Origin of the sequence: Stutzerimonas decontaminans, from assembly GCF_000661915.1 — a bacterium.
In the GTDB taxonomy this organism is placed as follows: Bacteria; Pseudomonadota; Gammaproteobacteria; order Pseudomonadales; family Pseudomonadaceae; genus Stutzerimonas; species Stutzerimonas decontaminans.
The window spans coordinates 3,057,967-3,071,333 of the sequence record NZ_CP007509.1 but is presented as its reverse complement, the minus strand read 5'-3'; the positions used below and the strand labels follow the sequence as shown (position 1 = coordinate 3,071,333).

Genomic DNA, 13,367 nt, shown 5'->3' with positions numbered 1-13,367 from the left:
AATAAGAAAGGACTTCATGAAACGTCTGCTGCTACCTGCGGTTATCTCCGCATTGATGATTGCCGAAGTTCACGCTGAGTCCTTCACTATCTCCGATATCCGGGTTAACGGCCTGCAACGGGTTTCCGCTGGCAGCGTGTTCGGCGCATTACCTCTGAACGTGGGTGAGGCGGCCGATGACACCCGTCTGGTCGATGCAACCCGTGCGCTTTTTCGAACCGGTTTCTTTCAGGATATCCAGCTCGGTCGAGATGGCGATGTGCTGGTCATCAGCGTAGTCGAGCGCCCGTCCATCTCCGGCATCGAGATCGAAGGCAACAAGGCAATCAAGACCGAAGATCTGCTGTCAGGCTTGCAGCAGTCCGGCTTGGCCGAAGGGGAAATTTTCCAACGTGCCACGCTCGAAGGCGTACGTAATGAGTTGCAGCGCCAGTATGTTGCGCAGGGCCGTTACTCGGCGACCATCGAGACCGAAGTCGTTGCACAGCCGCGCAATCGTGTCGCGCTGAAGATCAAGATCAACGAAGGCTCGGTCGCGGCCATCAAGCACGTCAACATCGTCGGCAATTCGGTGTTTGCCGACGAAGACTTGGTCGATCTGTTCGAGCTGAAGACCACCAATTGGCTCTCCTTCTTCCGTAACGATGACAAGTACGCCCGTGAAAAGCTGTCCGGTGACCTGGAGCGTCTGCGTTCCTATTACCTGGATCGCGGCTACATCAACATGGATATCACTTCGACCCAGGTGTCCATTACGCCTGACAAGAAGCATGTCTATGTCACGGTGAACATCGACGAAGGCGAGCGCTACACGGTTCGCGACGTCAAGCTCAGCGGTGACCTAAAGGTTCCGCAGGAGGAGATCGAAGCGCTGCTGCTGGCCAAGGAAGGGCAGGTCTTCTCGCGCAAGGTGATGACGACAACTTCCGAGTTGATCACCCGGCGGTTGGGTAATGAAGGTTATACCTTCGCCAACGTCAACGGCGTTCCAGAGGCCCACGACGAAGACAACACGGTTTCCATCACCTTTGTCGTCGATCCTGGCAAGCGTGCTTATGTCAACCGTATCAATTTCCGTGGTAATACCAAGACCGAAGACGAAGTGCTGCGCCGCGAGATGCGCCAGATGGAAGGCGGTTGGGCTTCGACTTATCTGATCGACCAGTCCAAGACTCGCCTTGAGCGTCTCGGCTTTTTCAAGGAAGTGAACGTTGAAACGCCGCAGGTCCCGGGCACAGATGATCAGATCGACGTCAACTACAGCGTCGAGGAGCAGCCGTCCGGTTCGATCATGGCCAGCATCGGCTTCGCCCAGAACGCCGGCCTGATCCTCGGCGGCTCGATCAGCCAGAATAACTTCCTCGGTACCGGTAACCGTGTGTCGCTCGGTCTGACCCGCAGTGAGTACCAGTCGCGCTACAACTTCGGCTTCGTGGACCCCTACTGGACCGAAGATGGCGTCAGCCTTGGCTACAACGCTTTCTATCGGACTACCGACTATGACGAGCTGGACTATGACGTCTCCAGCTACTCGGTGGACAGTCTGGGTGGCGGCGTCAACATCGGTTACCCGATTAGCGAAACCTCGCGCCTGTCCTTCGGCCTGACTGTACAGCAGGATGATCTAGACACCGGCCGCTATACCGTGGATGAGATCTTCGATTTCATGGAGGAGGAGGGCGACAGCTTCCTTAACTTCAAAGCGTCCGTCGGCTGGTCGGAATCTACCCTCAATCGGGGCGTGCTGGCGACACGAGGCCATTCCCAGAGTCTGGTCTTCGAGACCACCATTCCAGGTAGTGATCTATCGTTCTATAAACTCGACTATAACGGTCAGTTGTTCGTGCCGATGAGCAAGGACTACACCCTGCGTATGCATACGCGTCTGGGATATGGCGATGCTTATGGTTCGACTTCAAGCTTGCCGTTCTACGAGCATTACTACGCAGGTGGATTCAATTCCGTGCGTGGTTTCGAAGACAGTAGCCTGGGCCCGCGCAGCACTCCGAGCGATGGCTCGCGCCCGGGAACTATTGCCGATCCGGATCAAGATCCGTTGCCGTTCGGTGGTAACGTGCTGATACAGGGCGGTCTCGAAGTGCTGTTTCCTATGCCGTTCGTCAAGGATCAGCGCTCGTTGCGGACCTCTGTATTCTGGGACGTTGGTAACGTGTTCAATACCAATTGCCCGTCAGGTGCAGCCAATTGCAGCGATATCGATTTCGGCGACATGGCCAGTTCGGTTGGTGTCGGCTTGACCTGGATTACTGCGATGGGCCCGTTGAGCTTTAGTCTGGCGATGCCGGTGGTCAAGCCTGACGACGCCGATACCCAGGTATTCCAGTTCTCGCTGGGACAAACGTTCTGACATTGCGGCGTGATGCTGCAATGTTTTCTTTTCAGGAGTGGTGTTTACCGTGCGTAAGTTGACTCAACTGTTTCTCGTCGTTGCCGCGCTGGTAGCGACCCCTGCGTTTGCTGAGATGAAGATTGCCGTCATGAACTATCAGATGGCGCTGCTCGAGTCCGACGCTGCCAAGCGCTATGCGGTCGATGCCGAGAAGAAATTCGGGCCCCAGCTGAGCAAGCTGAAGACGCTGGAAAGTGATGCCAAGCGTATCCAGGACCGCCTGGTCAAGGATGGCGACAAGATGCAGCAGGCTGAGCGTGAGCGTCTGGAACTCGAATTCAAGCAAAAGGCCCGCGACTTCCAGTTCCAGTCCAAGGAACTGAACGAGTCCAAGGCTGTGGCTGATCGCGAAATGCTCAAGCAGCTCAAGCCAAAGCTGGACCAGGCGGTGGAAGAAGTCATCAAGAAAGGCAACTACGATCTGGTGTTCGAGCGCGGCGCGGTGGTGGATGTCAAACCTCAGTTCGATATCACCCGCCAGGTCATCGAGCGCATGAACCAGATGCGCTGATATGTCAGGCGCAGTCTTTACGCTCGGTCAGCTGGCCGAGGAGCTGGATGGCAGCCTGCGCGGCGATGCAGCTCTTATTATCGGTGGGCTCGCGACGTTGCAGGAAGCGGGTCCGTCGCAGCTGAGCTTTCTGGCCAACACCCAGTATCGCAAGTACCTGGCTTCTACTCGGGCGGGCGCGGTATTGCTTTCGTCCGATGATGCGCAGGGCTACCCGGGCGCGGCGATCATCGTCAGCGATCCCTATCTCGCCTACGCACGCGCGTCGCACCTGTTTGAAACCCGTCCGCAGACGGCTAGCGGTATTCATCCCTCCGCGCTGGTGGCGCCAGATGCGCACGTTCATCCCTCAGCTAGCATCGGTCCGTACGTGGTGATCGAGTCGGGCGCAACCGTCGAAGCAGATGTGGTTGTCGGCGCGCAATCGTTCGTCGGTGCGCGCAGTCGGATCGGCGAAGGCGGGCGACTGGCTCCGCGGGTCACGCTCTATCACGATGTGCTGATCGGCAAGCGTGTGGTGATCCAGTCAGGCGCGGTGATTGGCGGTGAAGGGTTCGGTTTCGCCAAGGAAAAAGGTGCCTGGCAAAAGATCGCGCAGATCGGTGGCGTGCGTATCGGTGATGACGTCGAGATTGGCTCCAATACCACCATCGATCGCGGTGCACTCTCCGATACGGTGATCGGTAATGGCGTGAAGCTAGATAACCAGATCATGATCGCGCACAACGTACAGGTGGGCGATAACACCGCAATGGCGGGTTGCGCCGGCATCTCCGGCAGCACCAAGATCGGACGCAACTGCATGATCGCCGGCGGCGTCGGCATGGTGGGGCACATCGAGGTCTGCGACAACGTGTTCGTGACGGGAATGACCATGGTCACCCGTTCCATTACTGAACCTGGTAGCTATTCCTCCGGCACGGCGATGCAAAATGCAGCCGACTGGAGAAAGAGCGCGGCACGAATTCGTCAGCTGGACGACATGGCCCGCCGGCTGCAACAGTTGGAGAAAAGCCTGGCCGCCGTGACTCAGGCGCAGAATCCGGCTTCTGATGCCTGAGCTTACAGTCTGATCCTTTTTTCGGGGTTACTGCCTGTCAGTGCTCGCGCGAGGCTTCAGCGCAGGCTGCCCTATACTTTTTTACAGGCTCTTTCCTGACATGATGGATATCAACGAGATTCGCGAATATTTGCCTCACCGCTACCCGTTCCTGTTGGTGGATCGTGTAACGGAGATGGACGTCGAGGCTAAGCGCGTTCGTGCCTACAAGAACGTGACCATCAACGAGCCGTTCTTCAATGGGCATTTTCCTCAGCACCCGATCATGCCTGGCGTGCTGATCATTGAAGCCATGGCACAGGCCGCGGGACTGCTTGGCTTCAAGATGATGGGTGTCAAACCGTCCGATGGCACGCTTTACTATTTCGTTGGTTCCGACAAGCTGCGCTTCCGTCAGCCGGTTCGTCCGGGCGATCAGTTGGTTCTCGAGGCAACCTTCCTGAGCGTCAAGCGAGGCATTTGGAAATTCGATTGCCGTGCAACGGTCGATGGCAAGCCGGTCTGCTCGGCCGAAATCATTTGCGCGGAACAGAAGATATGAGTTTGATCGACCCTCGTGCCATCATCGACCCTGCGGCCCGGCTGGCGGATGACGTCCAGGTAGGGCCCTGGTCGATCATTGGTGCGGATGTCGAGATTGGCGAGGGTACGGTGATCGCATCGCATGTGGTCATTAAAGGCCCGACTCGCATTGGCCGGCACAATCGCATCTACCAGTTTTCCTCGGTCGGCGAAGACACACCAGACCTGAAGTACAAGGGCGAACCGACGCGCCTGGTGATTGGCGATCACAACGTGATCCGCGAAGGAGTCACCATCCATCGTGGCACCGTTCAGGATCGCTCCGAAACCACCATCGGCGATCACAACCTGATCATGGCCTATGCGCATATCGGTCACGACAGCGTGATCGCAAACCATTGCATCCTGGTCAACAACACCGCGTTAGCCGGTCATGTACATGTAGGTGACTGGGCGATTCTTTCCGGTTACACCCTGGTGCATCAGTTCTGTCATATCGGCGCCCATAGCTTCTCCGGAATGGGCACTGCGATTGGCAAGGATGTGCCGGCGTTCGTCACCGTTTTTGGCAACCCTGCCGAAGCCCGCAGTATGAATTTCGAAGGCATGCGCCGACGTGGCTTCAGTGCCGAGGCCGTACACGCCCTGCGCAACGCCTACAAGATCGTTTATCGCAAGGGCCTGACGGTGGAGGCTGCGCTCACCGAGCTGGCCGACAGTGCGGCGGCGTTTCCGGAGGTCGCAATCTTCCGCGATTCCATCCAGGCTTCTACCCGTGGCATCACCCGCTGAAATGAACCGACCGCTCAGGGTTGCCCTGGTCGCTGGCGAGTCCTCGGGAGACATCCTCGGCGCTGGGTTGATGCAGGCGCTGAAGGTCCAGCATGGGAACGTCGAGTTCGTGGGTGTTGGTGGGCCGCTGATGCAGGCCGAAGGGCTGCAGCCTTACTTCCCTCTCGAGCGTCTGGCCGTGATGGGGCTGGTCGAGGTACTCGGCCGTCTGCCGGAGCTGCTCGCGCGACGTAAGCGCCTGGTCAAGACGCTGACCGAGCTTCGTCCGGATGTATTCATCGGCATTGATGCGCCCGATTTCAATCTTGGCCTGGAGCTCAAGCTGCGCCGCGCTGGGATCAAGACCGTGCATTACGTCAGTCCTTCAGTCTGGGCCTGGCGGCAGAAACGGGTGCTGAAGATCCGAGAAGCCTGCGATCTGATGCTTACGCTGTTTCCGTTTGAAGCCAAGTTCTACGACGAGCATCGGGTGCCGGTTCGGTTCGTTGGTCATCCGCTGGCGGATTCCATTCCGCTTTGTGCTGATCGCGTCGCTGCACGGCAAGCGCTTGGGTTGCCATCGGATGGCTTGATCGTCGCGCTGATGCCAGGCAGCAGGGGGGGCGAGGTTGCTCGGTTGGGCGATCTGTTCCTTTGCGCCGCGGAACGGTTACGCGCCATGCGCCCTGGAATTCGCTTTGTCATGCCTTGTGCCAGCCCCGAGCGACGGCTGCAACTGGAGCAGATGCTGGCGGGGCGTGATCTGCCGCTGACTCTGCTCGATGGTCGATCCCATGATGCGTTGGCTGCCTGTAATGCGGTGCTGATCGCCTCCGGTACGGCAACGCTCGAGGCGCTGCTATTCAAGCGGCCGATGGTGGTGGCCTACAGCGTGGCGCCTATGACCTACCGCATCCTCCGTCGGCTGGTGAAGAGCCCCTATGTCGCGCTTCCCAACCTGCTGGCTCAACGTTTGTTAGTCCCAGAGTTGCTGCAGGATGCTGCGACGCCCGAGGCTCTGGCCCAGGCGCTGTCGCCTTTGCTAGACGATGGCGATGTGCAGACCGAAGGTTTTGACAGTATCCACCGCACCTTGCGCTGCGATGCCTCGAGTCAGGCAGCCGACGCCGTGCTGCGCCTAGTTGGAGTGCGCTGATGCAGTTCGGGCTCGATTTCGGTCTGGTTGAAGAGCTGGTTGCCGGCGTTGACGAGGTTGGGCGTGGGCCGCTGTGTGGTCCTGTTGTGACGGCAGCTGTGATCCTCGATCCGGCGCGTCCGATCAAGGGGCTCAACGACTCGAAGAAGCTGAGCGAAGCCCGTCGAGAGGCGCTATTCGATGAGATATGCGAGAAAGCCGTAGCCTGGTGCATTGCCCGCGCCGAGGTTGAAGAGATCGATCAGCTCAATATTCTTCACGCGACAATGCTTGCCATGCAGCGCGCGGTAGAGGGGCTGAGCGTCACCCCGCGGCTGGCGTTGATCGATGGTAACCGCTGTCCGCAGCTTAGCGTGCCCAGTGCTCCGGTGATTCAGGGCGACGGCCAGGTGCCGGCGATCGCTGCTGCGTCCATACTTGCCAAGGTCAGTCGTGACCGCGAAATGCAGGCGCTCGACCTCTGCTATCCAGGTTACGGCCTGGCCGGACACAAAGGCTATCCAACCCCTAGTCATCTGGAAGCACTTCGTCGACTCGGACCAACGCCCATTCATCGTCGTTCGTTTGCTCCCGTTCGTGCGATGCTCGAGCAAACAGGCATTGCGATCGAGGTTTCGGCTAGCGCTCTGTTGGTCTAGCCCTGGTCAGGGCGACGATCCGCGCTCCGTGCTCGCAGTTCCTGCGTTTTGGCGTCGCCGTGGGTGCGCGCTTTACTGCTTGATGCCTCTCCTCTAGTCCCCAGCGGCTCCGTGCTTTCCGGTACAATCGCGCGCTCGTCGTTTTGCCAGTGCAAGGTCTGTTCATGCCTGTTTCCTTCGTCCATCTACGTCTGCACACCGAGTACTCGCTGGTCGATGGGCTGGTCCGGGTCAAGCCGCTGATCAAGGCAGTGGCGGCAGGTGGAATGCCGGCCGTGGCGGTAACCGACATGAGCAACATGTGCTCGCTGGTGAAGTTCTACAAAGCCGCACAGGGTGCCGGTATCAAGCCAATTTGTGGCGCGGATATCTGGATGGCCAGCTGCGACGAGGACGGGCCGCTCAGCCGTTTGACGCTGTTGGCGATGAATCCAAAGGGTTATCGCAATCTCACCGAGCTGATTTCTCGCGGCTGGACCGAGGGCCAGCGCAACGACCTGGTGATCATCGAGCGCGATTGGGTCAAGCAGGCGGCCGAAGGCTTGATCGCGTTGTCAGGTGCCCGGGAAGGGGAGGTTGGCCAGGCATTGCTCAATGGCGATGAAGCGCTGGCCGAATCGCGCCTGACCGAGTGGCGTGACGTATTTGCCGATCGCTTTTATCTGGAAGTCCAGCGCACCAGCCGGGTCAACGATGAAGAGTATCTGCATGCGGCAGTCGCGCTCGCCGAGCGCAGCGGTACGCCGCTGGTGGCGACCAACGACGTGCGCTTCCTCAAGCAAGAGGATTTCGAGGCGCACGAGACCCGCGTATGCATCGGCGAAGGCCGCACCCTGGACGATCCGCGGCGGCCGCGCACTTACTCCGATCAGCAGTATCTGAAAACGCCGGAAGAGATGGCGGAGCTGTTCGCCGACCTCCCCGAGGCGCTGGAAAACACCGTCGAGATCGCCAAGCGCTGCAACATCGAAGTGCAGCTGGGTACCTACTTCCTGCCGAACTTCCCTGTGCCCGAGGGCATGACCATCGACGACTACCTGCGCCAGGTGTCGTTCGAGGGGCTGGAAGAACGCCTCGAGGTACTGCTACCCAAGGACACGCCTGACTACGAGGCAAAGAAGCAGGTCTATATCGACCGCCTCGAGTTCGAACTGGGCACGATTATCCAGATGGGCTTCCCCGGCTACTTCCTGATCGTCATGGACTTCATCAAGTGGGCGAAGAACAACGGCGTGCCGGTCGGCCCGGGCCGTGGCTCGGGTGCCGGTTCGCTGGTGGCCTACGTGCTGAAGATCACCGATCTCGACCCGCTGGCCTACGATCTGCTGTTCGAGCGTTTCCTCAACCCCGAACGTATTTCCATGCCCGACTTCGACGTCGACTTCTGCATGGATGGCCGTGACCGGGTGATCGATTACGTGGCCGAGGCGTATGGCCGCAACGCGGTTAGCCAGATCATCACCTTCGGCACCATGGCGGCCAAGGCTGTGGTGCGTGACGTGGCGCGGGTGCAGGGCAAGTCCTACGGCCTGGCCGACCGGCTTTCGAAGATGATTCCGTTCGAAGTTGGCATGACGCTGGAAAAAGCCTACGAGATGGAGGAGCCACTGCGCGACTTCCTCTCCGTCGACGAGGACGCCCGGGAAATCTGGGAAATGGCGCTCAAGCTCGAGGGCATCACCCGCGGTACCGGCAAGCACGCCGGTGGTGTGGTCATCGCACCGACCAAGCTGACCGACTTCGCGCCGATCGCCTGTGACGAGGAGGGCGGCGGCCTGGTAACCCAGTTCGACAAGGACGACGTCGAGCAGGCTGGCTTGGTGAAGTTCGACTTCCTCGGTCTGCGCACGCTGACCATCATTAAGTGGGCGCTGGAGACGATCAATCGGGAGCAGGCCAAGAAAGGTCTGGAGCCGATCAACATCGACTTCATCCCGCTGGATGACAAACCGACCTACCAGTTGCTGCAGAAGGCCGAAACCACCGCGGTATTCCAGCTCGAATCGCGCGGCATGAAGGAGCTGATCAAGAAGCTCAAACCCGACTGCCTGGAAGATCTCATCGCATTGGTGGCGCTGTTCCGTCCAGGTCCGCTGCAGTCGGGCATGGTCGATGACTTCATCAACCGCAAGCACGGTCGTGCCGAAGTCTCCTACCCGCACCCGGACTACCAGTACGCAGGCCTTGAGCCAGTGCTCAAGCCCACCTACGGCATCATCCTGTATCAGGAACAGGTGATGCAGATCGCCCAGGTGATGGCAGGTTATACCCTCGGCGGCGCAGACATGTTGCGTCGCGCCATGGGTAAGAAGAAGCCTGAGGAAATGGCCAAGCAGCGCGGTGGTTTCATCGAAGGCTGCTCCAACAATGGCATCGACAAAGAGCTGTCAGGCAACATCTTCGACCTGGTAGAGAAGTTTGCCGGTTACGGTTTCAACAAGTCTCACTCGGCGGCCTACGGCCTGGTTTCCTATCAGACGGCCTGGCTCAAGGCGCATTACCCGTCGCCGTTCATGGCTGCCGTGCTTTCGGCGGATATGCACAACACGGACAAGGTGGTGATCCTCATCGAGGAATGCCGCAGCATGAAGCTGCGCATCGATCCACCTGACGTGAACGTTTCCGAATTCAAGTTCACCGTCAATGATGACGGCCGGATCGTCTACGGGCTTGGCGCGGTCAAGGGGGTCGGCGAAGGGCCGGTGGAGGCCATCGCCGAATGCCGAGCCGAGGGTGGGCCATTCAAGGATCTGTTCGACTTTTGCGCGCGGATCGACCTGAAGCGGATCAACAAGCGTACCCTCGAGGCGCTGATCCGCTCCGGTGCGCTGGATCGTCTGGGTCCGTACTTCTTCGAAGAAGCCAAGGCGTACCAGGCTAACATTGACCGCAATCGCGCAGTGTTGCTGGCGGCCATGGAGGAAGCGGTGCAGGCTGCTGAACAAACGGCCCGCAGTGCTGAAAGTGGCCATATGGACCTGTTTGGCGGTTTGTTCGCCGAACCTGAGGCGGACGTCTACGCCAACCACCGCAACGCGCGTGAGCTGTCGCTCAAGGAGCGTCTAAAGGGTGAGAAGGACACGCTTGGGCTTTATCTGACCGGCCATCCGATCGATGAATACGAAGGTGAAGTTAGGCGCTTTGCCCGCCAACGTATCATTGATCTGCGCCCGGCGAGAGGTGAGCAGACCATTGCCGGTCTGATCGTCAACCTGCGGGTGATGAAGAACAAGAAGGGCGACAAGATGGGTTTCATCACTCTGGACGACCGCTCCGGGCGCATCGAAGCTTCGCTGTTCGCTGAGGCGTTCAACACCGCCCAGGCCCTGCTACAGACCGATGCGCTGGTGGTGGTGGAGGGTGAAGTCAGCAATGATGACTTTTCCGGCGGCCTGCGCTTGCGTGCCAAACGGGTGATGAGCCTGGAGGAGGCGCGTACCGGGCTGGCCGAGAGCCTGCGGGTGAAAGTTGCTGGTGAAGCCCTGAAGGGTGAGCGCATGCGCTGGCTGGCCGAGGTTTGCGGCCGCCATCGCGGTGCGTGTCCGATCACGCTCGAGTACACCGGTCGTGATGCGCGGGCCTTGCTGCAATTCGGTGAAGCCTGGCGGATCGACCCGGCCGACAACTTGATTCAGGCATTGCGTGACCAGTTCGGACGCGACAACGTCTTTCTGCAATACCGATAGAGGGCGGACGCCCGAAAAGCCGCCGACGCGCGCTTTCCGAGCTAGGCCCGACGGCCCGGTGTTGACCGGGTCATGGTTCAGAACAATTTTTGTTCGACCTGAATGCGCCTCTCCCGTAAGGTAAGGCGCAAAAAACGGAACAGCCTCCCGGCCGCCTGGCCGTCGACGCATGACGGATGCCTATGAACCCGAATTTCCTGGATTTCGAACAGCCGATCGCCGACCTGCAAGCCAAGATCGAAGAATTGCGCCTGGTTGGTAACGACAACTCGCTGAACATCGGCGATGAGATTGCCCGCCTGCAGGACAAGAGCGAATCGCTCACCGAAAGCATCTTCGGCAACCTGACCAGCTGGCAGATCGCTCGCCTGGCCCGCCACCCGCAGCGGCCGTACACCCTCGATTACATCAATCACCTGTTCACCGAGTTCGAAGAGTTGCACGGTGACCGCCACTTCTCGGATGACGCCGCTATCGTTGGCGGTACTGCGCGTCTGGACGGTCAGCCGGTGATGATCATCGGTCATCAGAAGGGGCGTGAGGTGCGCGAGAAGGTTCGCCGTAATTTCGGCATGCCGCGCCCCGAGGGTTACCGCAAGGCCTGCCGTCTGATGGAGATGGCCGAGCGCTTCAAGATGCCGATCCTGACCTTCATCGACACCCCAGGCGCCTATCCGGGCATTGATGCCGAAGAGCGCAACCAGAGCGAGGCTATCGCCTGGAACCTGCGCGTCATGGCACGCCTGAAGACTCCGATCATCGCTACCGTGATTGGTGAGGGCGGTTCTGGTGGCGCACTGGCCATTGGCGTTTGCGACCAACTGAACATGCTGCAGTACTCCACCTATGCGGTAATTTCGCCGGAAGGCTGTGCCTCGATTCTCTGGCGCACAGCCGAGAAGGCGCCTGAAGCGGCCGAGGCCATGGGTGTGACCGCTGAGCGCCTCAAGGATCTGGGTATCGTCGACAAGGTAATCCCCGAGCCGCTGGGCGGCGCCCATCGCAATCCGGCCGTGATGGCCGCTGCCATGCGCGAGCAGCTCAACAGCCAGCTGCATATGCTCAAGTCGCTGGATACCGATGCGTTGCTCGCGCGTCGTTATGAGCGTCTGATGAGCTACGGTATCGCCTGACCGTCACGCCTGATTCGCGTCTCGATTTCGCTGCTTCGGAATCGAGACGCGAAAGCCATTTGGGGTCATCTCCCCGCGTCCTATCGCTGCTTCTGCTGCCGGGCTTTATGCTTGCCGTCAACGCCGGTCATCGAAGCGCCCGTATGTCCCTCGATTCTCTTCTGCTTTCAGCTCTCGCACCTTGGCGTGGTTCACCGGCATGGTGGGTGGCGTTCTCTGGTGGCCTCGATTCGACCGTCCTGTTGCATTTGCTGGCACGGCTTGCTGACCAGCATGAGCTACCCCCTGTACGCGCAATCCATGTGCATCATGGCCTGCAACCGGCCGGTGATGATTGGCCGGCACACTGTCAGGCAGTCTGTGACGGTTTAGACGTTCCCCTGCAAGTGGTTCGCGTGAAGGTCGCGCCCGGCGCAAGCCTGGAGCGTGCGGCGCGCGAGGCTCGCTATGAAGCGTTCTCTGCCTGCTTGGGGGAGGACGAAGTGCTTCTGACAGGTCAGCATCGTGACGATCAGGCCGAAACGGTGCTGTTTCGTCTGCTCCGAGGGGCTGGCGTGCGAGGCCTGGCGGCGATGCCTGTGGAGCGGCCATTAGGTCTGGGCAGGCTGGTAAGACCGCTGCTCGGCGCATCGCGCGCCGAAATCGAGGCCTATGCCCGGCGCAACGCATTGCGTTGGGTGGAAGATCCGAGCAATCGGAATCACGATTACTCGCGCAATTTTCTGCGCCGTGAGGTCATGCCGCTGTTGCAACAGCGCTGGCCGCAGACGGTTTCGAGTATGGCTCGAGCCGCGGCCCATATGGCCGAAGCGCAGCAGCTGCTGGACGAGCTGGCGCAACAGGATCTCTCCGCCGCGAACACCGCCAGCGATTTCGAATGGCTGCGACTGCCCAGCCTTGCGCTATCGCCGTTGCGATCGCTGACGCCGGCTCGTCAGCGCAACGCGTTACGTCATTGGCTGGCTGACTTCACGCTGGCGCCGGATGAAAATCACTGGGCTGGCTGGGCGTCGCTACTGGATGCGAGGCCAGATGCCACGCCACGATGGCGTTTAGTGGGGGGCGAGCTGCAGCGCAGTGGGGATCGCATATGGTGGCTACCCAACGGCTGGCTTGAGCCGGGTTTCGAGCCGATCGACTGGTCGGATCCGTCTACAGGCCTAGTGCTTCCAGGCAATGGCACGCTTCGAGGGGAGGGTGCGCCGCCTGCCGGTAAACTCCAGATCCGCTATCGGCGCGGTGGCGAGGTGCTGCTTGTGCCGGGCCGCGGTCGGCGTGATCTCAAGCGCTTGCTGAACGAGGCCGGCGTGCCGGCGCTCGTCCGTGGGAGGCTGCCATTGCTATATCGCGATGACGAGCTGATCGCGGTGGCCAATCTGCCGCAACTTAGCGAGGGCGGCTTTGCACTTTATTGGTGCGTTCCGGAGTTCTAAGTGGTTTGAGCTGATAAGGGCTTTCCGGTAGACTACGCTCCCGTCTC

10 protein-coding genes are annotated in these 13,367 nt (G+C 59.8%); all 10 read left to right on the top strand.

Annotation, left to right across the window (positions count from 1 at the left end):
* Nucleotides 1–16 precede the first annotated feature (16 nt).
* The 10 genes from bamA to tilS all read left to right on the top strand — a co-directional run bounded on the left by bamA (nt 17) and on the right by tilS (nt 13,320).
* Nucleotides 17–2,368, top strand: coding sequence for an outer membrane protein assembly factor BamA (gene bamA / locus UIB01_RS14020; RefSeq protein ID WP_038661646.1), 2,352 nt, complete (start codon nt 17–19; stop codon nt 2,366–2,368).
* Nucleotides 2,369–2,417: 49 nt separating this feature from the next.
* Nucleotides 2,418–2,921, top strand: coding sequence for an OmpH/Skp family outer membrane protein (locus UIB01_RS14015; protein WP_038661642.1), 504 nt, complete (start codon nt 2,418–2,420; stop codon nt 2,919–2,921).
* Between the two features lies 1 nt (nt 2,922).
* Nucleotides 2,923–3,981 (top strand): UDP-3-O-(3-hydroxymyristoyl)glucosamine N-acyltransferase, encoded by a 1,059-nt coding sequence (gene lpxD / locus UIB01_RS14010; protein ID WP_038661639.1) that lies wholly within the window; start codon nt 2,923–2,925, stop codon nt 3,979–3,981.
* 100 nt (nt 3,982–4,081) lie between these two features.
* Nucleotides 4,082–4,522 (top strand): 3-hydroxyacyl-ACP dehydratase FabZ, encoded by a 441-nt coding sequence (fabZ, locus tag UIB01_RS14005; protein WP_038661637.1) that lies wholly within the window; start codon nt 4,082–4,084, stop codon nt 4,520–4,522.
* A complete protein-coding gene (lpxA, locus tag UIB01_RS14000) occupies nt 4,519–5,295 on the top strand; it encodes an acyl-ACP--UDP-N-acetylglucosamine O-acyltransferase (protein WP_038661634.1) in 777 nt (258 codons plus the stop codon). The genes fabZ and lpxA overlap by 4 nt, the downstream gene beginning before the upstream one ends.
* A 1-nt stretch (nt 5,296) precedes the next feature.
* The gene (lpxB, locus tag UIB01_RS13995) at nt 5,297–6,430 is read left to right on the top strand and encodes a lipid-A-disaccharide synthase (RefSeq protein WP_038661631.1); all 1,134 of its coding nucleotides are present in this window, start codon (nt 5,297–5,299) and stop codon (nt 6,428–6,430) included.
* Nucleotides 6,430–7,068 carry a ribonuclease HII gene (gene rnhB / locus UIB01_RS13990; protein ID WP_038661628.1) on the top strand — a complete coding sequence of 213 codons (639 nt, stop codon included), beginning with the start codon at nt 6,430–6,432 and terminating at the stop codon, nt 7,066–7,068. The genes lpxB and rnhB overlap by 1 nt, the downstream gene beginning before the upstream one ends.
* A 164-nt stretch (nt 7,069–7,232) precedes the next feature.
* Nucleotides 7,233–10,754 carry a DNA polymerase III subunit alpha gene (gene dnaE / locus UIB01_RS13985; protein WP_038661625.1) on the top strand — a complete coding sequence of 1,174 codons (3,522 nt, stop codon included), beginning with the start codon at nt 7,233–7,235 and terminating at the stop codon, nt 10,752–10,754.
* 182 nt (nt 10,755–10,936) lie between these two features.
* A complete protein-coding gene (locus tag UIB01_RS13980) occupies nt 10,937–11,887 on the top strand; it encodes an acetyl-CoA carboxylase carboxyltransferase subunit alpha (protein WP_014819915.1) in 951 nt (316 codons plus the stop codon).
* A 143-nt stretch (nt 11,888–12,030) separates the two neighbouring features.
* Complete coding sequence (tilS, locus tag UIB01_RS13975; protein ID WP_038661621.1) at nt 12,031–13,320, top strand: tRNA lysidine(34) synthetase TilS; 1,290 nt, start codon at nt 12,031–12,033, stop codon at nt 13,318–13,320.
* Nucleotides 13,321–13,367 lie beyond the last annotated feature (47 nt).

Bases quoted from the DNA above. Each gene is read 5' to 3' on its own strand.
- bamA (WP_038661646.1), top strand. From the start codon at position 17: ATGAAACGTCTGCTGCTACCTGCGGTTATCTCCGCATTGATGATTGCC.
- lpxD (WP_038661639.1), top strand. From the start codon at position 2,923: ATGTCAGGCGCAGTCTTTACGCTCGGTCAGCTGGCCGAGGAGCTGGAT.
- fabZ (WP_038661637.1), top strand. From the start codon at position 4,082: ATGATGGATATCAACGAGATTCGCGAATATTTGCCTCACCGCTACCCG.
- lpxA (WP_038661634.1), top strand. From the start codon at position 4,519: ATGAGTTTGATCGACCCTCGTGCCATCATCGACCCTGCGGCCCGGCTG.
- lpxB (WP_038661631.1), top strand. From the start codon at position 5,297: ATGAACCGACCGCTCAGGGTTGCCCTGGTCGCTGGCGAGTCCTCGGGA.
- rnhB (WP_038661628.1), top strand. From the start codon at position 6,430: ATGCAGTTCGGGCTCGATTTCGGTCTGGTTGAAGAGCTGGTTGCCGGC.
- dnaE (WP_038661625.1), top strand. From the start codon at position 7,233: ATGCCTGTTTCCTTCGTCCATCTACGTCTGCACACCGAGTACTCGCTG.
- UIB01_RS13980 (WP_014819915.1), top strand. From the start codon at position 10,937: ATGAACCCGAATTTCCTGGATTTCGAACAGCCGATCGCCGACCTGCAA.
- tilS (WP_038661621.1), top strand. From the start codon at position 12,031: ATGTCCCTCGATTCTCTTCTGCTTTCAGCTCTCGCACCTTGGCGTGGT.